Genomic DNA, 21,681 nt, shown 5'->3' with positions numbered 1-21,681 from the left:
CCCGCCTTCGAGGCAATGACAGATTACGAAAGGTGTCATTCCTGCGTAGGCAGGAATCCCCGGTCTTTCAGCAATAATAATCTGTCAGCTACACAAGTTTGATTTAACAAACGATTTTGCCGCAAAGTCGCAAAGCCATTGCATAGATTCCCGCCTCCGCGGGAATGACACTATTTTGGACTTTCTCGTAACACAACGGAAGCATTGTAATGTTCATCAATATATTTATTAAACTTCGCGAACTTCGCGCCTTTGCGGCAAAAATTCAATTCACGTCAATTCAATCGACAACCGGACAATAAACTGATTTTCCCGGTTTTCGGCAATCAATCGATGGTTGCCGGATACAACAATTGCAACCGGTTGCGGACATTTTGCAACCCGATGCCGCCGGATTCCATCTTGCTCGCTTTGCGAACGATGGTATTTTCCACCTGCATTTCGAGCGAAAGATTTGTCATCTGCAAATCGATGCGAATATCAGACGATTCGGACGGATGCACGCCAAATTTGAACGCATTTTCGACGATCGGCATCAACAGCATTGGCGCGATTTTCCGTTGCTGCAAATCTTTATTTTCGATGCGCAGGTTAAATTCGATCCTGCAATTGTCGCTCATTCGCAATTGTTGAAGATCGATATATTTTTGCAGATAATCAATTTCCTTTTCCAGCGAAATCCGTTCCGCGTGCGAATCGTGCAAATTATAGCGCATCAGCGTGCCCAGCTTGGCGATGGCATCGGCGGTTTTCTCCCCTTTTTCGGACAACGCCAGCGCAACCAGACTATTGAGCGTGTTGAACAAAAAATGCGGATCAATTTGCGATTTGAGAAACGCCAGTTCCATCGCCGATTTTTCGGCGTTGAGTTTTTCCACCACGCCGATGTTCACAATCCAATCTTTGCTGAACCGATAACCGAAAGATGTCACAAATCCCAGAAAAATACAACTTGCCAACGTTGCCGCCAACAGCGTTTGCCCGATGTTCGCCAGCATTATCAGCAGTAGAAAAATAGCACCCAAAATGCTGCACAGCAGCATTGCCAACAACACATAAACCAGCCATTTTTTGCGACGCAAAAACGATGGAATCAGCCAAAAGGCATTCGCATAAAACACAATCGGCAGACACATAAACACATAATAAACAAGATATTCCGGCAACGATTCCCATGAACTCCCCAAACCAAATTCAATAAAAAACCAGTATTGCAACAACGCCAGCACATGGATCATCGCTTCCAGATGTTTGCGCAAAAATGTTTCCGTCAAATGCTTTTCAACCATAAATCCCAAATCTCACGTAAAATTTTTTCTTTTCCTTTTATCTTTTACTTTTACTTCCCTTACTTTATCCTTAACCCTTTATCCTTTATCCTTTATCCTTTCCCAATTATCCCCCGGATTTGCATCAATCAACCGGTAATCCGGATCGATCCAAATCTCCGTCGGCGGTTGATCGACGACAATTTGCAGCACGTTGTGAATTCTGGAAAACTTGTGTTGTTTTCGATAGAGAATCCCTGATTCCCCATTTTCCGATTCGCCGTAAACGGCGATTTCCACAAAATCCGCCAACGGCAGCGAAAACACAGGTTCTGCCGTCGCTGCGCTGCGGAACGTCAGCGAATCACCGGTTGCATCGCGGAAAATCTGTCGCTGCCCGTCAACACGATATTTGCGAATCATCAATTCCAGATCAATCTGAAACTGCCCGTTTGCCAGTTCGGTTACGTTCGCGGCGATGATATTGTTATCATAAAACGTGACCGTTTCGAACATATCTCGAATCAAATATTGCAGCGAATCCGGCGTTACGGCGCTCACGGCATCGCGCAAATCCGGCGCGGTCGGATACGGTGCGCCCGCAAATCGATTGCGTTCGAGAAACCCGCGCAACGCACGACTCAGATGTTCTTCACCAATATATTCGCTGAGCGCGTAAAATGCCAGCGCACCTTTGCCGTAGGCGATGTATTCCTGATCGTTGCGGCACAAAATGAGTGGCGACTCCCCTTTTCGCTCGCCGGTTCTGCCTTGCAAATATCGCTCGAGATTGTATCGCAGAAATTTGCGGATTTGCGTTTTGCCGTGCGCCCGTTCCAAAATTTTCAGCGATGCGTATTCCGCCAGACTTTCGGTGAGCATTTTCGCGCCGAGCGCATCTGCCGGAATCACCTGATTTCCCCACCATTGGTGCGCCAGTTCGTGCGCCGCAACGTAAAACGGGAAGTCAATGGACGCCGGATCGCGATCATCCACATCGATCAAAAAGCGATATTCGGAAAACGGAATAGAGGTCGCAAAAGTGGTGGCGTGGCTGCCTTCCGACAGCGGAAATTCGATGATCCGCGCCAGTTTGTGCTGATACGGGCTGAAATTTTCGCTGTGAAACGCCAGCGATGCTTTCAGTCCGTGCATCATGCGCTGCAAATTGTAATTGTGCGACGGATGATGGTAAATTTCCAGTTCAACATCGTTCCAGCGATCGCGCATCACAGCGTATCGCGCCGAGTTAAAACCGAAATAAAACTTGATGGGATGATCCGTTCGATAGTGGAAAAATCGCCGCCCGTTTGCGGTCCATTGGCGAATCAGATCACCCGGCGCAATGGCAATCTGATCCGCAGATGTGCTCACCACCGCCGAAAAATTGAGGTAATCCGAATCCATCGCCATGTAAGAATTGCGGCGAGCGCCGGCATCTGCCGGATGCGGTGTTGCCTCGGCATCGCGGTAACCGAATCGCGGAAACGCATCGCTGCCGATAAATGTGCCGTTCGCCAGCACATTGGAATTTCGCTGAAAAATGGTGTTCGGCAGGTTACGAATCTCGAATTGCATGCGCAAACTGTCGCCGGGCAACAGCGGTTCACTGAGCGTGAGCACATCAAATTTTGCGGCGATGTCCCGCACAATCGCTCGTGTTTGGCGATCGAAATGATATTCTGTTTGCTCATCAAATCCGCATTTGATCACCAGCGTGTCAATCGCTGTTGCGGCGCGATTGACCAGAATATATTCCCCGGTTGCCACAAAATTTTGCAACTCGGGAAAGAGCTGCATTTCCACCGTTACGTCGGTGATTCGCGGCTGAACGATTCCGGCAAATCGCCCGTATGTTTGCCGGAATTCGCGGATCAGTTGCCGCTCCTGTTTGTCGGATGTGACCTGTTTGTGCAGGATCGCGTCGTAATAATAAATGCCCGTTCCCGTTGCCAGAAATGCGATCAGCGACAGCAGCAACGCCACAGCAATTTTTCCGCGAAATCGCCGAATTGCGTCAGAAACGCGTTCGCGAAACGATTCCGGCAGCCCGCGAATCCAGAACAGATACGCGCCCAACATCAGCGCCACGCCGAGCATTCCCCAATAGATTTTGTAGATAAAAAACGGCAGCAAATCTGCGCCGTAGCCGTTCATGTCCGAAAAAATCATATCCGGGCTGATGTTGAATTTGAACACCAAATGCTCGATGCCCAGTTCCGACAAACCTGCCACACCCATCGATCCCAACAGCAGCAAAAACAGCCCCAAATAGGGATTGGTGAACACGGTTTGCACAACAATCGCGGCAAACGCCCAGACAATATGTCCCGGCAAATTCAACCCGTAGAGCGCGAACAAATATTGCCCGATCTCGAAATCATGAAATCCGTTGAGCGTCTGCACCGCAATCCCGGTGAGCATGACAATCGCCAGCAACAAAATTTGCATGCAAACCAGCGCGAGCCATTTGCTGAGCAGCAACGCGCCGTTTGGCACCGGCGTAACGTCCAAAAGTTGGTTCATCCGGGCGATTCGGGCGCGGTGCACCAGCATTCCGGCATACAAAAAAGTGAGCAGATTGATGACGCCGGAAAACAGGAATGCGGGAATCCGCAACATCAGCCAGGTGACCGGCAGCAATTTGAACCCGTATTGGGGATTCATCTGGGCCTGCTGGAAAAAAATCACTGCGATACCGGCGAGCAAAATGCTGATGAACATCCAGCTATTGAGCATGTATTTCAGATCGGCGATGGCGAGTTGCCAGATCATTTTCAGTTGGTTGCGCCGGGAAAATTCGTAACGCACTTCGGGCAGGGTAAAGGGTGTGATTGCGGCTTTATGTTTCGCAACGCGTTCTGTTTTTCTTCGCCGAAACCCAACAGAAACAGCGGTTTGGCTGAATGAAAAATATCGATAAGTTGCGGTAAAAACCGCACCGGCAATTGCCAGCCAGAACATGCGATTGGCGACAATCAGCGATGTTATCGACAGCAGATTTGCGTTTTGCTCCGCCAACGTCCAATATTTGGTGTACGCGACGGCGGCTGTTTCCCCGAACGGATCGAGCAGCGCTGTCCAAAACGGATGTTCAATATCCGTGAGCAGATTTTCCGCCAACGCCTGCCCGAAAAACAGCAGCACAATCACGATAAACCCGGCGTAAATATTCCGCGTCAGCGCGACGGTCGCAAATACGATTGTCCCGAAGAACAACACACTCGGGATCACGTAAACGCCGTAAATGTGCAAATAGGGTTGCCAATCGAACGCCGCAATTTTTGCCGGATCGACGCCCGGCAACTGCGTTCCGGCAAAAATTCCGCAACCGATTGCGGCAGCGATGCCGCAAAAAACCAGCGTTGCAGCAAAGAATTTCGCGAATAAATAATCCCGTTTGGTGAACGGAAAGGCATAGAGCAGCGCGTGCATATTGCTGCTGAAATCGCGGTAAATTGCCACGCCGAAAATCGCCGGAATGAGGAAAATGACGAAGCGGAGGTAAAGCTGGATCATCTGTGAAATGCGCAGCGGCGAATTTTCAACGACCACCGTTTGCGGCGTTGCTGACGGCGCATCCCACCCGCCGGCAACGCCGTGCATTGCCAGCGCGGCGATGCCAAACAGCAGCAGCGCATACGCATAAACGGAGGGCTGCCGCAGCCAATATTTCAATTCGAATGTCAGGATTGTTTTGAACATTGGATTGATCTTTTTGATTGAATTGAAAACGGGGATTCCTGCATGTGCCGGAACGACACTCTCGTGCTGTCATTCCGGGCTTGTCCCGGAATCTCCCTGATTTTACTGTGAAACTTCCGCCATCACTTCTGCCCGTTCGTTGAAAAATCCGCATTTTTCAGCGCCAGAAAATAGGCATCTGCCAGTTGCGGCGTTTCGGGTGAAAAATCCCCTGCCGGCTGCATTTCGGCATAAACGCGAATGCTCATCGAATGGTCAGCCTTGAAATTTGACGATAGCACAAGGTGTTGTTTTTCCGCCACTTCCAGCATATTTCGCTCAATGGATTTTGTCCAGATTTTCCCGGCGAGCGCCGATGTTGCATTTTCCGGCGTTGAGTGCTGCAAAATTTTCCCGCTGTTCATAATTGCCAAATCGGTGCACAAATCGGTCACGTCGTCCACGATGTGGGTGGAAAAAATGACCGTATTTTCCGTGCCGATTTCCCGCAGCACATTCAAAAAACGCTGCCGTTCCGCCGGATCGAGTCCGGCTGTGGGTTCGTCCACGATGATCAATTTGGGCGTGTTGAGCAGCAGTTGCGCGATGCCAAATCGCTGTTTCATCCCGCCCGAATATTCGCTGACGTTTTTGCGGCGCACATCCGTCAGGTTGGTAATTTCCAGCGCCGCGCCGATCATCCGCTTCCGATCATTTTTATCCGAAATCCCTTTCAACGTTGCGAAATAATCGAGCAATTTTTCGGCTGAAATTTTGGGATACACGCCAAATTCCTGCGGCAGATAGCCCAATATTTTCCGCAGTTGCATCGGCGTTTGTAGCGCATCGATGCCGTTGAAAAAAATGCTGCCGCTGTCCGGTTGCTGCAGCGTCGCGATGGTACGCATCAGCGTCGATTTTCCCGCACCGTTGGGACCGAGCAAACCGAACATCCCCGCCCCAATTTGCAGATTCAGATTGTCCAGCGCGATCACGTCATTGCAGTAATTTTTGGTCAGATGTTCAATTTTTAGCCGCATCAGCAATGCCTTTCGTTTCATCACATGTGTTGCATTGAATTATACCTAATCAACCCTGCCAGAAAAAAATTATGTGGTGAACCGCGATAGTTGTGATGCAAATGCCGGAAAATATGATTCGAATTGCAACAAGTTGCTCTGATTTAGCTTATTACGATGATAAGCTCCGGTTATCAAATCAATAACCTGTTAACTGAAAATGCCCACAAAACCGGTCGGGATAGTGACTATTAAGTGTAATTAGAGTGGTACGATATTTGAGATTTATTCATGATTCTATTGGGTATATTTTTCGGAAAAAGGCATTTTCCGCAATGCCTGTCAAAAAAAACCAGGATAATACAATGAAACAGATTGGCATCATTTTATCGACTATTGCCACAATACTTTTTAGCGTAGGTTGCAATACGCAAGTGCAGGAAAAACAATTCCTTCGCACCAACGGACAAAACATTGTCGATGGCAACGGCAACAAAATTATGCTGCGCGGCGTCGGGCTTGGCAACTGGCTGCTGCCGGAAGGCTATATGTGGAAATTCGGCAAAGAAGGCGACCGTCCGCGTAAAATCGAAAAGATTGTCAGCGATTTGATCGGCGCGGAAAAAGCCGCGGAATTCTGGCAGCAATTTCGCAAATATTACATCACCGAAGCGGATATCGCCCGCATCGCGGAGCTGGGTTTCAACTCGGTGCGACCGGCGCTGAACGCGCGGCTGTTTCTCACCGAAGGCGATGATGCGCAGTTTATCGAGGAAAGTTTTGTGCTCATCGACAGTCTGGTGAGCTGGTGCGAAAAGCACAATCTGTACGTGATCATCGACATGCACGGCGCGCCCGGCGGACAAACCGGTGCGAACATCGACGACAGTCCGGCGGACGAACCGGAGCTGTTCATGGATGTGCGAAACCAGGATCGACTGGTGGATTTGTGGGTGAAAATTGCCAAGCGTTACAGCGATAATCCGACCGTTGCGGCGTATGATTTGCTCAACGAGCCGTTGCCGCACAATACCGGCGCGGCGGAAAAATATGCGCATCTGGTGGAGCCGCTGTATCGGCGCATTACCGCCGCCATTCGCGCGGTTGACACCAACCACATGATCACGCTGGAAGGTGTGAACTGGTCAAACGACTGGTCGATTTTCGGCAAACCGTTTGACGATAACGTGTTTTACCAGTTCCATTATTATTGCTGGAATCGCCCGGATAATTTAAACGATATTTCGCATTACATTAACATGCGCGACACGTTGAACACCCCGATTTGGGTCGGCGAAACCGGTGAAAAAGGCAACGCGATTTACTGGGCGACCACCCAATATTTTGAGGCGAACAACATCGGCTGGTCGTTTTGGCCGTGGAAAAAAATGGACACGCGCAACACGCCGTATTCCATCAACCGTCCGGCGGATTGGGACCAGATTGCGGCGTATTCCCGTGGTGGCGAAGATGCTGCCGAAAAGCCCGCAGCGGATGTCGCCCAACGCGCATTTGACGAGCTGATCGAAAATATCAAATTGGAAAATTGCGTCTATTTCCCGGATGTGGTGAACAGCATTTTGCGGCGCGCACCGGTGAAAATTGAGGCGGAAAATTACGGACACGCTGGCTACGGCGTCTCCTATTCCGTGACGGATACATCGCAGCGTGCAGCGGTTTACCGGGTGAACGAGCCGGTTCAGATCGCGCTTATCGAACACCGGGAAGATTATCATCTATCGCAGCAAGGTGTTGTTTTAAAAGAAGATGAGTGGGTTCGCTACAGCTTCGGGAATACCGGTTTGACATCGGCGAAAATTGTGCTGAAAGCCAAAAGCACCGGCGAAAACGCGACGATTGACGTATCGCTAAATGGCAATTCCGAATCGTTGAATGTTGGCAACGATTGGCAGGAATTGCCGATCTCGCTGTCAAAACTCGCTGCCGGTGAAAACGCACTCAAACTTGCGGTTACCTCCGGTGAAATCTGGGTGGACTGGATTTCTGTCGGGGAATAAAATTTCGTTAGTTTGCCACGAAATTGATTTTATTTGCCACAGAGGCACAGAGGAATTCGGAGAAGAATTTGGATGTTGTTACAAAATTTTATGTCAGGTATCATTAGACTCAATTTTTGGACAGTGTTTTCTTATTAAAAAATCTCAGTGCGCTCTGTGGCAAAATACCATAAATCCTGAAAAAACAGGACGTTTTATGCGAAACCTGATTCCTATTTTACTGCTGCCGTTCATTCTGTTCGCGCAAAATGAACTGATTACCAACACCGCCAACCGCGCAGTCACCAGCCTGAATGGCGACTGGCATTACATCGTCGATCCGTATGAAAACGGGTTTTACAATTACCGCTATCAGGCGTTTGAGAATTTCGAAAATCCCGGAAAGGGCGCATATTTTACAAACGTAAAACCGGAAAACAAATCGGATTTAGTGGAATACGATTTCGACCAATCGGACGTCCTCCGCGTGCCCGGCGACTGGAATTCCCAAAAGGAATACCTGTTTTATTACGAAGGCACGGTCTGGTATAAAACGTCGTTCGACTATCGCAAAACGGCGTCGGAGAACCGGGTTTTTCTCTATTTTGGCGCGGTGAATTACGAAGCGGATGTCTATCTGAACGGCAAAAAATTGGGCAAACACATCGGCGGGTTCACGCCGTTCAATTTTGAGGTGACCGATTTGCTCAACGAAACCGGCAATTTTCTGATCGTTAAAGTGGACAACAAACGCAAACGCGATGGCGTTCCCACGCTGAACACCGATTGGTGGAATTACGGCGGCATCACCCGCGATGTGAAATTGATCGAAACGCCCGCAAATTTTATCCGCGATTACCAGATACAGCTCGATCGGGAAAATCCGGAAAAAATAACAGGATATGTCCAACTTTCCGGAAAAAACGTTGCAGGAAAAACGATTTCCGTGAGCATCCCGGAAGCGGGATTGACGCAGGAAATCGTCACCGATCGCGCGGGATTTGCGGAACTGTCAATCGCTGAAAACAATCTCGAACGCTGGTCGCCGGAGCATCCGAAATTGTACGATGTGCGGCTCAAATGCGGTGCGGATGAGCTGCGCGACAGCATCGGCTTTCGCACAATCACAACAAACGGAACGAAAATTTTGCTCAACGGCGCACCGGTATTTTTGAAAGGCATCAGCATTCACGAAGAAAATCCGCTGCGCGGTGGTCGGGCGTATTCCGAAGCCGATGCACGGCAGTTGCTCAACTGGGCGAAGGAACTCGGCTGCAATTTTGTGCGGCTGGCGCATTATCCCCACAACGAAAACATGCCGCGACTGGCGGACGAAATGGGGCTGTTGGTGTGGGAAGAAATTCCGGTGTACTGGACAATTTTGTGGGAAAACGAAGCGACCTATCACAACGCATCGGCACAACTCACCGCAATGATTTCCCGCGATAAAAACCGGGCTTCGGTGATCATTTGGTCGATGGCGAATGAAACGCCGGCGAGCAATGCACGGAATGCGTTTCTGACAAATCTGGCGAAGCTGGCGCGGCAACTCGATCCGACGCGGCTGATCAGCGCGGCGCTGGAGCAGCGAAATGTGGAGGGCAAGCCGAACACCCGCACCATCGATGATCCGTTTGCGGCGGTGGTGGATGTGCTCAGTTTCAACCAATACATCGGCTGGTATGACGGGCTGCCGGACAAAGCCCGCAGCATTCGCTGGGAAATCACCCAAAACAAACCGGTGCTGATATCCGAATTTGGCGCGGGCGCCAAATATGGCCATCACGGTGACAAATTGACGCGCTGGACGGAAGAATATCAAGCCTATCTTTACACCGAAACGCTGAAAATGATCGAAAACATCGATCAACTGCAGGGATTTTCACCGTGGATTCTGGTCGATTTTCGCTCACCGCGTCGCCCGCTCCCCGGCATTCAGGACGGCTGGAATCGCAAAGGATTGCTCTCCGAAAAAGGCGAGAAGAAATTGGCTTTTGACGTGCTGAAATCATTTTACGAACAGCGCTGAAAAATGGATCACCTGTTGTGTGTTTAACTGTTTAGGTGTTAACATGTTGTTTTTTTGATATATAAATGCCAGACAATTTAACACATTTTACGATAACACGTCCACACATTAACACCCAAACACTTCACTCCTCCCCACATCTTTGTGGAGTGGTGTAATCATTCCTTATTTGCTATTTTCATTATATCTTTTCAGAACTATTTTTGGAGGACAAAATGCAAGCTTCAACCCAATGGCAATTGGCAACGGATGCAGCGGAAAAGTATGAGGAAATCCTCGTTCCGGTAATTCTCGGTCCGGCGGCAAAAGCGCTGGTTGATTTTGCAGATGTGCAACCCGGGGAAACCGTTCTCGATATCGGCTGTGGTACCGGCATTGCGGCGCGTTACGCAGCAGAAAAAATGAAAAGTGCCGGACGGATCATCGGTGTGGACATAAATGCCGGGATGCTGAGTGTTGCGAAATCGTTGACATCGGCAATTGGCGAGCACATCCAATGGCACGAAAGCAGCGCCGAAAAACTGCCTTTTCCCGATCACAGCATCGATGTCATTTTGTGCGCGCAGTGTTTGCAGTTTGTAAAACATCGCGATGCGGCGCTCCGAGAAATGCGGCGCGTGCTGAAACCGGAGGGGCGTTTGGCAATCAGTTTGTGGTGCGATATTGCTGAAAATCTCTATTTTTCGGTTCTCATCGGGGCGATTTCTGATTATATTGGCAGTGAAATATCAACTGGATTATCTGCCGCATTTCAATTATCTGCTGCTGACGACATTCGCAATCTCCTCACCCAGAACGGTTTTTCCCGGCTACAGATCGCACCTCAACAACTGGATTTAGATTTACCGGAATTACAAAATTTTGTGCCGAAACACATCAGCGCAACGCCGATGGCAACCGGATTTTATGCCGCAACCGGCGAAAAACAGCAAGCTGTGGTTTCTGCACTCGATCAACAATTAGCCAATTTCAAAACTGCCACCGGCGTTCGCATTCCATTCAAAACGCATTGCATTCTGGCAAAAATATAGCTTCAAACCTCCTGCGCGTTTTTCTCTGCCACTATTGAAAGCACCCGATCGTTTATCCCGATTCGTCATCGAAAAAATCAAAAACTTCATTCACTGAGGAGGCTTTTGGATGAATTATTATGTCAACATCAGTTGGAGCAAATGTGCTATTGTTTTCGTAAGCCTGATATTTTTTTCAGGTTGCGCTCAGGAAAAAACAGTCGTTTCGGATTACAGCGGAGATATTGTTGCATCGTGGAATGAACGGATTATGGCAACGGCAGTAGATGATGATAAACTCTTGACATTAAAAGGGTTACGATCAACTGCGATGATGAGCATCGCCATCCACGATGCGCTAAATACCATCCATCCGGTGTATTCCCGATATGCTTTCTCCGGCGAAACAAGGGATGCTGATCCGATGGCGGCGGCAGCCCAGGCAGCATTTGAAATCGCGGTTGATCAATACCCGGATAAACGCGCAGATATGGCAGCGGAATTAAACATCTGGCTGAATGACATCGAGGAAAGCCCGGCAAAAACTGCCGGGATTGAACTTGGAAAGGCAACTGCAGCAACCATTCTCGAATTGCGGAAAAGTGATGGCTGGAACGGCGAAGCGGAATACCAATGGCACCCGATGGGTCCGGGTGTTTACGCCGAATTTAATGAACACAGCGGTACGCCGGAAGGATTTGTTTTTGGCGCGGGTTGGGCAGTGGCAAAGCCGTTTATGCTCAAATCACCGGATCAGTTTCGCTCGCCGCCACCGCCGGAAATCACCAGCGATGCATATACAAAAGCCTTCGATGAAGTGAAGGAAGTCGGCAGAAATGACAGCAAAACCCGCACTGCGGATCAGGCGCATTTTGCGATGTGGTGGAAAGATTTCGTGGAAAATTCGCACAACCGCCTCGCCCGCGATCTCACAATGAAAGCGCATCTCAATTTGTGGAAAACGGCGCGAATGTTTGCCCTGCTCAACATGAGCATTTACGATGCCTACATCAACGTTTTTGACAACAAATTTTTTTACAACCACTGGCGACCATACACTGCCATTCGCTGGGCGGAAAACGACGGCAATCCCGATACGGAGCCGGAAACCGATTGGAATAATTTACACAAACATACGTATGCATTTCCATCGTATCCGTCCGCGCATGGTTGCGCCAGCGCTGCGGCGATGTCTGCACTCGCCAATACTTTTGGCGATGCGTATGCTTTCACGATGACCACGAAAATGGTGGATGAATCCGGTCCGTTTTCCCCAAAAATCGAGATGCATCCGCCAACCCGTTCATTCACCAGTTTTTCATCCGCCGCGATGGAATGCTCGATGTCGCGGGTGTATCTCGGCATCCATTTTCGCTACGACTCGGTTGAAGGCAACAGACTCGGCACAACCATCGGCAACTATGCGATTGACAATTTCCTGAAGCCGGTTGAATAAATTGATGATTGAATGAAAAAAATGTCGAGGCGCGGCGCTGACCCGCCCCGACATTTTTACTTTTTACAATAGACATGGCCGTCCTTCCCTTTTCGCAACATTCCCGGTATTCCGGCGTATTATTTGCCGTATATTCCATACGCTTCATAGCGATTTATCGGCAACAATTACCCGGACAAATCCATGAAAAACAACCGCTTCGTCCTACTATTTTTTATCATTTTTACAGGTATTTTCCCGATTACGCTGCACGCGCAAACCTTTCCGGTTTCGGGTGTTATTCGCGATCAATCCACCAACGAACCGCTGGGTTTTGCCAATGTGGAAGTGCTCGGGCAATCGATCGGCACATCCGCCGGCGAAAACGGGCAATTCTCTCTTTCGCTGGCAAATGGCGATTATCAATTGCAATTCAGCTTTATCGGATACAAAACCGAAACCGCGCCAATTACCGTTGCGGATGGCGGGAAAACCCTGAGTATCGCGCTCATCCCGACCGGCGTTTTGCTGCAGGAAGTGACCGTTTACACCAATCCCGGTGATGGCGAAGCTGCGCAGGTGAGCAGCACATCGCTGCAAAGCGAGCGGGTGCGCGAGATATCCAGCATTGTTCCGGACGTGATGCGCTCCATTCAGGCGTTGCCGGGCATCTCCGCCAATAACGAATTCAGCGCAAAATTTAACGTTCGCGGCGGCAATTTTGATGAAAATCTGGTGCTCGTGAACGGCGCGCAGGTGTATGAACCCTTTCACGTGAAGGAAGCGGACAACGCCAGCATTGGCATTTTTAACGTCGATTTGATGCGCAAGGTGGACCTGATGACCGGCGGATTCAGCGCGCGTTACGGCGATCGGGCAAGCTCTGTGCTGAATATCGAATATCGCGAAGGCAACCGGGAACGCTACACCGGCGCCGCCACGCTCAGCATGACCAATCTCGATGGCTACATCGAAGGACCGCTCAGTTCTCGCGGCTCGTTTATTCTCGGGCTGCGCAAAAGCTATCTCGAATATGTGCTCGCAATGTTGGATGTGGAGGACGGCGCGCGCCCCTCATTTTACGATATTCAGGGTGTTACCTCGTTTTACATCACGCCGAAAAACAAGCTGCTGTTCGAATTTATTCACGCCGGCGATGATTTCCGGATCGATCCGCAGATCGAAACGATTGGTCCATTCACCGGAACAGGCACGGTTCAGGGCGAACCGGCAAATCTCACCGAAACGCGATACGACGAAGAGAATGAAAAAGCGCGCTATTTCAGCAATTTGTTTGATTTGCAGAGCGTCAATTTTATCGGCAAAAACCTGTTGCTGCGCACGGAAGTCTCGTATTACGATCAGTTGGAAGAGGAGCGCTATCACGAAATTTTCAATCGCAATGTGGCCATCGAAGCCAACCAGAATTATTTTTACAGAATCGATGTGGATGATATCGAAGAAAACGATTTGCGCATCAAAACGCTGGAAATGAAATCGGATATCGACGCGCAAATTCATCCGTTTCATCAACTTAAGGCAGGCATCAGCTATCAGGATATTCGCTACCGGCAGGATCAGGTGGACCGGGAAACGATTGTCGAACGCTTCGATTTTGAGAATTATCCGGACACGACGGTGAACGTTATCGACAACAATTATATCGATCCGGCGGATCAGCAAATCCGGGCGGATTCATACAAGCTGGCGGGTTATCTGGAGGACGTTTGGCAGGCATCGGACAAGCTGCTGCTCAGCATCGGCGGGCGAGCAGATTATTTCGATATCAACAGAGATCTGAACATCAGTCCGCGGATCAGCGCGTCATACAGCGGTTTGGGTGAGTGGACGGTTCGCGGCGCGTGGGGGCATTATTACCAATCGCCGATTTACCGGCAAATTGCCTCGCCGGTGGCATCGGATACGAACACTCAGGCGATTCGCGCAACCCACTACATTTTTAGCCTCGAACGCGGATTTTTGCTGAACACGGGCAACGGCAGCGACAACCTCAGGTTACGTATCGAAAGCTATTACAAGGATTACGACGATTTGATCCATTCCGAAATCGGCGGCGACGGCAACATTTTTTACACTCGCCGGAACGACGCCACCGGTTTTGTGAAAGGCATTGACCTGCACGCAGTGCTGTCGATGAAGCGTTTTTACGGCTGGCTGAGCTACGGCTTGCTCAGCGCAAAAGAAGATTTAATCGACGACAATCGCGGCGCGTTCCCGCGATACACCGACCAGCGTCACACGCTGTCGGCAGTTGGCGATATGCAACTCGGCAGCGGCTGGAAATTCAACTTCCGGGCTTTTTACGGCAGCGGATTTGCCTACACCCCGTTGGTCCCAGAATTTGACACCGATGCCGATCGCTGGATTTGGGAGGAAGGCGACATCAATTCCGAACATTTGCCGCCATACAAACGGCTCGATGTTCGGCTCAGCCGGGAATTCGCAATGGGCAACGCCCGAATGGTGGCGTTTCTGGATGTCAGCAATGTGTTAAACTTTAAAAATATTTACGGGTATAGCTACCGGTTCACCCGGCAGGGATTACCCAATCGCGAGGAAGTGGAATTGTGGCCGATCGTTCCATCACTGGGTTTGACGGTTAAACTGTAAACTACCAAAAAACACATCATTTATCGGAGATCATCATATTGCGTAACTTAATGTATTTTGCACAAATACTATTCATTTTGCTATTGTTGGTTTCATGCCAGACGGAACCGGAAAAATTGCCGGACGAAATCATATCCGGTCCCATTGGACAGAAATTGGAGGACGAGCTAACGCCGTATATCCGACGCATTATGATTGACCATAAATGTGTGAGCGTTGCCATTGGCGTAACAAAAGGGACGGAAATCATTTACGCAAAGGCATTTGGTTTTGAAGATATCGAAACCAGAAAGGAAGCTTCCATTCATACCGTTTACCACATGGCATCCATTTCGAAACCGTTTGTGGCAACAGCAATTTTACAACTGGCTGAAAAAGGTAAACTCAGTCTGGACGATCCGGTTGTAAAATATCTGCCCTATTTTAAACTGGCGGAAAACGGCCACGAAACGGTTACCATCAGGCATTTGTTGACCCATACATCCGGGTTGCCCATAACTACGGGTAGCTATGATTGGGAAAATCCTTCTTTTGGAGAGGATGCATTGGAGAAATACGTCCGGAGCATTGCTGGCGAAAAACTTTTATTTCCATCCGGCAGCCAATTCACATACAGCAATCCCGGTTTTGAATGTCTGGGTGATGTGATTGCCAAAGTTTCGGGAATGTCGTTTGAAGATTACATGCAACATCATGTTTTAAACCCAACGGGAATGCGTGCCACCACGTATTCGAAACCCGATTATCTGCCGGATAACTGGGCGGCAGCACATCTGCTCAGATTGTCAACAGAACGTTGGCAGCATTACCCTTACAATAGAAAACACGCACCGAGTTCAACGCTTCATTCCAATGTTGTGGATATGTGTAAGTGGGGCATTATCAATTTAAATTACAGCAAGTTAAATCAACTTGAAATTTTAAAACCATCGACATTTGCCCGGCTGTTTCAGCCCGAATTTGATACGCCCTGGGGCGGAAAAATCGGGTTGGGCTGGTTTCTGCAGGAATATGCCGGTAAAAAAACAATCCTTCATAACGGTGAAGATACCGGGTTCGAAACCCAGTTAATCTTATATCCTGAAGAAGAAATCAGCATTGTTGTCATGGCAAATCGCAACAGTTCCCGAACGGCTCGGATTGCTAATGCAACCATCGAAGTGATATTGGATTTGGGGATTAAAGATTACAAAGTATCTGGCAGATTCCCTTTTGGCGATCAAATGGCCAAAAATGGCATCGATTCTGCCAAAGTTTTATGGCATAAATTAAAGAGCGATTCAGCAGATAGATATCAAACCGGAGAGTATGTATTAAACACGTTGGGGCATAGCCTGATCGAGGCGGACAAATTTGAACTTGCAAAAGAAGTATTTCAATTCAACATTGATGAATTTCCGGAATCACCGAACGTTTACGACAGTTTTGGAGATGCGTTATTGGCTGAGGGCGATACATTGAATGCGATTCGCTATTTCAAAAAATCGTTGGCTGTTGATCCGGATTTTGAAGATCCCAAGCCCAAATTGATTAAGCTGGGCGTAAATTGATAAAATACAACCACTTGGTATTCAGGGGTTTCTCACTAAAAAACCTTTTTGAAACTTATATACGGTTCAATCATCGAAAATAGCGGGAACAAAAACTACTCGTCTTGCGCAATTTGCGAGGAATTCGCAATCACATTCCGCATCTATGGGATAAACAGTGCCTCATTTGGGTACAGAAAATAGTATCGTTACATTTTGTGTCCGGGATACTACCGGGCTTTGGGTCACGATCTTTTATATTTGAATAAGCTTTGGGAGAAAGGTTTTCAAATGGCATTGTCAGCACTAGCCCATATTGATTTCGCCGGAGAGTTGACAAAATATTCGGCTTTTTCAGATATGATAAAATGCGGGCTGATATTTTATTTTCTGCGACCCAGTTTTTGGCAAGTGGTTCGAGGGTTGTCGGTGAGCACCGCATCCACGCCCATCAATTTATACAGCCACAACCGGGAATCCGGGTTAGGATCCAACGGCGCAACAGCCTGATTTCGGGAATGGGCAATTTTAACGTAAAACGGATTAAGTAGCAAAATGGGCCAAAACGGCCCCAACATCTCCACACCTTTTATCGGTTTCCAGTTTTTCAGGGTTATCCAGCCAATATGAATTTCCGGGTCAACGGCTTTTACAGATTGTATCCGTTCCAGCGAAAACGAAAGCAACAGCGTGCGCTCCATAATTCCCGCAGCTTTTAGCTCATCTATCAATTGCCGGGCAACGGCTTCTTCTAAAAATCGATTGGATTTGAGTTCCAGCGCCAACGCAACATCATCAGGGATAATTTCGATCAACTCCTGAAGTGTCGGGATTTGCTCGCCGGCAAACGCCGGGTTTCCGTTGGAAGCACACAATTTTTTTAGCTCATCAACCGTCATCTGTTCAACTTTGCCCTGCCCGCCGGTTGTGCGATCTACCGTATCGTCATGAATACACATAAAAACGCCGTCAGCAGATAAATGCAAATCAGTTTCGATGATATCCGCGCCATCGGACAACGCCTTGCGAAACGCAGCCAGCGTATTTTCCGGGCACATCGTTTTGTTACCGCGATGCGCCAAAACGTATGGCTTGGTTTTACCCGGCAACCCGGGAATCGCACTGTTTTTCAAAAAGCATTCTCCTGAAAGTTATTGCGTTGTGATGGAAAATCGCTGAAAATCATCGCATTTTTTTGCATCCTGAAATATAGTAAACTTCCGAAAACAAACAACAAAAAACCGGAATTTGGGCTGTCGAAACGGGCACAAAAACCGGATTTGGTTGGTCGGATCAACCATTTTTGAACCAGTATAATATCGAGTTCAGACCAAAAACCTACAAAAACAGTGCAAATTATTCGCATTTATGTAAAGAAATGTGACAAATAACCAAATCCTAACCCGGGCATCGACTATATTTTAATTTTAAACTAAGTTGCATCATCCTTCAAAAATTTGATTTTCAAATTGTTATATTTCTGATTTTTTAGTTGGGAAAAAAATGAGTAGTGCAAAAGAATGGTTTGACATTTTATCACCTGAAGGCAAAGTAGTTGGCAAAGCTACCCGCGACGAAGTTCACGGAAATCCCGATTTGTTGCATGCAGTGGTTCATGTGCATATCATCAATCAACACGGCGATTTGTTTGTGCAAAAACGGGCATCGAACAAAGATATGTTTCCTGATTATTGGGATACAGCCGTTGGCGGCCACGTAAACAGCGGCGAAACAATTCAGGCCGCACTTCACCGCGAGGCATTTGAGGAGTTGGGTATCGTCAGTAATCAATTCGATTTTGCATTTAATTACATCATGCGCAATTCGCAAGAGAGCGAATTGGTGAATGCATTCATTCTAAAAGATGACGGCCCCTTTATCCCCAATCCCGATGAAATCAGCGATGCACGTTTCTGGAAAATTTCCGAAATTGAAGCCAATTTGGGTAAATCCATATTTACCCCAAACTTCGAAGAAGAGTTTGAAATGTTAAAAAAATACAAAATAATAAAAAAAACCTAACCCTTCTGCTATAATTGCCGATAAACATAAGCTGAGAATCGGTTATTTCTTCAACAAAATTGGGATATAAAAAAAATAGATGTTCTAAAATGTGAAATATCGCTGTCACATTGAAGGATTGTTTTTTCTCCGTTTTTCCCGACAAATAATTGTTTAAAAATAAAAAAATTGTTTCTGTACGAAAAATCTCAACTAAGGTATTCCGAAGTGTTATTTTTCAACGATATTCGTTCCTTCTCAAATCTATTTATGCAATCGTATCATTACTAATAATCACGATTCTCCCAGCAAAAGCTGGACAATGTTTTGGCATTTCATAATTCATTAAGCGAAATGTAATGCTGTTTGATTTATCTGTAATTTATTCAGAAAGGTCTGTTATTATGAAAGGACTAACGCGAGTTGACCATGACGGCAAGAAGATGTATGGGTGGCTAGTCAGGGTTTATGGCGGGGGGAAAACATTCTCTAAATACTTTAGTGATCGGAAATATGGTGGCAAGGAAAAAAGCCGCATGCTGGCCATCGCTCATTTGGAGGACCTGACAAAAGAAATTGACGAAAAATATAAAGATTATATTCCGCGTCAAAATCAACCGTTATATCGCCGAAAACCGGGTCGCGGTAATAAAACCGGCGTGGTAGGTATTCACCGGTGCGAAACTGTAAATCACGGTAAGAAAGTATCGTACTGGGCAGCCACCTGGAACGACGCGGGCAAACCGAAAGACAAAAAATTCTATTTCGGAAATGGCGCACGCAACGAAGAAGTTGCCCGGCTTTTGGCAATGGAATGGCGTGCCCGGAAAATTATCGAACTTTCACCGGAAACGGTACAACCGGTGGCAGTTTGGCTCGAAAAAGAATTTAAACGCAAAAAAAACACAAAACGCTCCCCTGCGGTGTTGAGAGGTTGGGTGCCGGGATTGGAGATCCTCGAATGGATTCCCGGTTTTAGCAAAGATGGCGAAATGGAAGAGGAAGTTGAAGAAGAAACAAAAGCAGATGAACTGGTGGTCAAAAAATGCGAGCCGTTTAACGAAAAAAGAATTCTGGAACTTGTTTCATTTATGGGTTTGCCAGCAGCTTTATATGACTGGAGCGATATTGACTATGATTTCGGGCGCGGAATTTTTAAAGGCGATATCCGTAGCCGATGCTTCTGGAATTTGCGCGGCATCCGTTCGAATGTGATTATCGACGAAAACGGAAAACTGATTTTCAGCCAGGAAGCCGAACCCGATGAATATTATATCGAAAGAAAAGAAATGCTGGAATCCCGGAAAGCCGGAAATATTATGTAATGGCTTAAAACAGAAATGGTTTGATTGAACTTGATCTCCTGACGTAATTTTACACGTAATTTCGCACAAAAATATGGTGCGGTTTCGGCGGTAATTTTATTTCAGGAGATTTTTTTATGCCCTTTCCCAGCTCACCGGTTGCCATATTCTGGTTCCGCAGAGATTTACGCTTGTCCGACAACACCGGATTCCATCAGGCATTGCAGAGTGGTTTTCCGGTTCTCCCCCTGTTCATTTTTGATACAAATATTTTGGACAAATTGGACGAAAAAAATGACGCCCGGGTAGAATTTATCCACAAATCACTGTCGAAAATACGGGATAATTTGGCGGAGCATGGCAGCTCGCTGTTGATAAAACACGGTATTCCATCGGAAATATTTGGTGAGCTTGTCCACGAAATGAACATCGCAGCTGTTTTTACCAACCACGATTACGAGCCATACGCCCGCCAGCGCGACGCCGAAGTTGCCGAATTGCTCCGCGAAAACGGCATTCCGTTCCATAGCTTCAAAGATCAGGTCGTCTTCGAAAAAAGCGAAGTGCTCACCGCACAGGAAAAACCTTACACCGTTTTCACCCCGTACAGCAAAACCTGGAAAAAACAATTGGACAGCACAGAAATTGCCCCACGGCAATCGGAAAACCTGCTCAACCGATGTTTGAAAACTGAGCCACTCCCTTTTCCAACGTTGTCTGACATTGGTTTTTATGAAAGCGGCGTCGATTTTCCGGGAAAAGAAATGCGGGACAACATCATCAACAATTATCACGAAACACGCGATTTCCCCGCCCAAAACGGCACTTCCCGGCTGAGCGTGCATTTGCGGTTTGGCACCGTCAGTCCGCGCGCATTGGTACGCAAAGCGTTGGCTGCAAACGAAACCTGGCTGGACGAGCTGATATGGCGCGAATTTTTTATGCAGATTTTATGGCATTTCCCAAAAGTGGTCGATCAACCGTTTAAGGAAAAATACGCTGCCATCCAATGGCAAAACGATGTTGCAGAATTTGAAAAATGGTGCAACGGTAAAACCGGCTATCCATTGGTAGATGCAGGCATGCGTGAGTTGAACCAAACCGGATTTATGCACAACCGCGTGCGGATGCTCGTCGCCAGTTTTTTGACCAAACATTTGTTGATTCACTGGCTGTGGGGCGAGCGATATTTTGCAAAAAAGCTGCTCGATTACGATTTGTCCGCTAACAACGGCAACTGGCAGTGGGCTGCCGGCTGCGGTTGCGATGCAGCGCCGTATTTCCGGATTTTCAATCCCACCACCCAAATCGAAAAATTTGATCCCGATTGGGAATACATCAAAAAATGGGTGCCGGAGGTGAATTCCCCGGATTATCCCAAACCGATGGTCGAGCACAAATTTGCCCGGGAGCGCTGTTTATCGACATTCAAAAGCGCGTTGGATTCCTGAAAATGGGCAAAAAATTGAAATGGTTGTATCAAAAGGATGCTATTTTCGATACGTTGAAATTTCTCCGTTTTCACCAAAACAGATCAATTTTTTTAAGCTCACCGAATTTCTTTTGAAGAAAAAAATGTTGTAATCACCACTTTGTCATCCCCTCGAAAACGGGATTCCATCTTCCGCAAGAATGGATTCCCGCTTAAAACATGCGGGGTGACCATTGCCACACATGAGCATTAAAAAGAAGTTTTGATGTTCTCACAATAATTCCGGTAATGCCTTTATAAATCTAACATCTACCTTTCAACCGTTAAAAAAATGTGACAGCA

13 protein-coding genes are annotated in these 21,681 nt (G+C 47.6%); 9 read left to right on the top strand and 4 right to left on the bottom strand.

Annotated elements, in window-relative coordinates; genetic code table 11:
• Window positions 1-326: 326 nt before the first annotated feature.
• The 3 genes from H6629_22265 to H6629_22255 form a co-directional block, all read right to left on the bottom strand.
• Entirely contained in the window at window positions 327-1,289 is a 963-nt protein-coding gene (locus tag H6629_22265; protein ID MCB9070509.1) for a sensor histidine kinase, read from the bottom strand.
• A 78-nt stretch (window positions 1,290-1,367) separates the two neighbouring features.
• Complete coding sequence (locus H6629_22260) at window positions 1,368-4,973, bottom strand: hypothetical protein (protein ID MCB9070508.1); 3,606 nt, start codon at window positions 4,971-4,973, stop codon at window positions 1,368-1,370.
• Between the two features lie 122 nt (window positions 4,974-5,095).
• On the bottom strand, window positions 5,096-5,992 hold the full coding sequence (locus H6629_22255; GenBank protein ID MCB9070507.1) for an ABC transporter ATP-binding protein: 897 nt from the start codon (window positions 5,990-5,992) through the stop codon (window positions 5,096-5,098).
• 344 nt (window positions 5,993-6,336) lie between these two features.
• On the opposite strand from H6629_22255, the gene H6629_22250 reads away from it, so the two are divergent.
• From H6629_22250 to H6629_22225, 6 genes are all read left to right on the top strand, one after another.
• Window positions 6,337-7,989 carry a cellulase family glycosylhydrolase gene (locus tag H6629_22250; protein ID MCB9070506.1) on the top strand — a complete coding sequence of 551 codons (1,653 nt, stop codon included), beginning with the start codon at window positions 6,337-6,339 and terminating at the stop codon, window positions 7,987-7,989.
• A 196-nt stretch (window positions 7,990-8,185) separates the two neighbouring features.
• Window positions 8,186-9,997 carry a beta galactosidase jelly roll domain-containing protein gene (locus tag H6629_22245; protein ID MCB9070505.1) on the top strand — a complete coding sequence of 604 codons (1,812 nt, stop codon included), beginning with the start codon at window positions 8,186-8,188 and terminating at the stop codon, window positions 9,995-9,997.
• A gap of 215 nt (window positions 9,998-10,212) precedes the next feature.
• The gene (locus tag H6629_22240; protein ID MCB9070504.1) at window positions 10,213-11,028 is read left to right on the top strand and encodes a methyltransferase domain-containing protein; all 816 of its coding nucleotides are present in this window, start codon (window positions 10,213-10,215) and stop codon (window positions 11,026-11,028) included.
• A 109-nt stretch (window positions 11,029-11,137) separates the two neighbouring features.
• Window positions 11,138-12,463 carry a vanadium-dependent haloperoxidase gene (locus tag H6629_22235; GenBank protein ID MCB9070503.1) on the top strand — a complete coding sequence of 442 codons (1,326 nt, stop codon included), beginning with the start codon at window positions 11,138-11,140 and terminating at the stop codon, window positions 12,461-12,463.
• Between the two features lie 183 nt (window positions 12,464-12,646).
• Window positions 12,647-15,073, top strand: coding sequence for a TonB-dependent receptor (locus tag H6629_22230; protein MCB9070502.1), 2,427 nt, complete (start codon window positions 12,647-12,649; stop codon window positions 15,071-15,073).
• Between the two features lie 38 nt (window positions 15,074-15,111).
• A complete protein-coding gene (locus H6629_22225) occupies window positions 15,112-16,623 on the top strand; it encodes a serine hydrolase (GenBank protein MCB9070501.1) in 1,512 nt (503 codons plus the stop codon).
• Window positions 16,624-16,985: 362 nt separating this feature from the next.
• Here H6629_22225 and H6629_22220 read toward each other — a convergent pair whose 3' ends face one another.
• Entirely contained in the window at window positions 16,986-17,735 is a 750-nt protein-coding gene (locus H6629_22220; protein ID MCB9070500.1) for a hypothetical protein, read from the bottom strand.
• Between the two features lie 370 nt (window positions 17,736-18,105).
• On the opposite strand from H6629_22220, the gene H6629_22215 reads away from it, so the two are divergent.
• The 3 genes from H6629_22215 (at window position 18,106) to H6629_22205 (ending at window position 21,358) form a co-directional block, all read left to right on the top strand.
• The gene (locus tag H6629_22215; GenBank protein MCB9070499.1) at window positions 18,106-18,624 is read left to right on the top strand and encodes an NUDIX domain-containing protein; all 519 of its coding nucleotides are present in this window, start codon (window positions 18,106-18,108) and stop codon (window positions 18,622-18,624) included.
• A gap of 383 nt (window positions 18,625-19,007) precedes the next feature.
• Window positions 19,008-19,928 carry a hypothetical protein gene (locus tag H6629_22210; protein MCB9070498.1) on the top strand — a complete coding sequence of 307 codons (921 nt, stop codon included), beginning with the start codon at window positions 19,008-19,010 and terminating at the stop codon, window positions 19,926-19,928.
• 116 nt (window positions 19,929-20,044) lie between these two features.
• Entirely contained in the window at window positions 20,045-21,358 is a 1,314-nt protein-coding gene (locus H6629_22205) for a deoxyribodipyrimidine photo-lyase (protein ID MCB9070497.1), read from the top strand.
• The last annotated feature ends 323 nt before the right edge of the window (window positions 21,359-21,681 follow it).

This window comes from Calditrichia bacterium, assembly GCA_020634975.1.
GTDB lineage: Bacteria > Calditrichota > Calditrichia > RBG-13-44-9 > J075 > JACKAQ01.
Note: the sequence above shows the minus strand (reverse complement) of the source record. Positions and strands in the feature narration are given on the sequence as shown.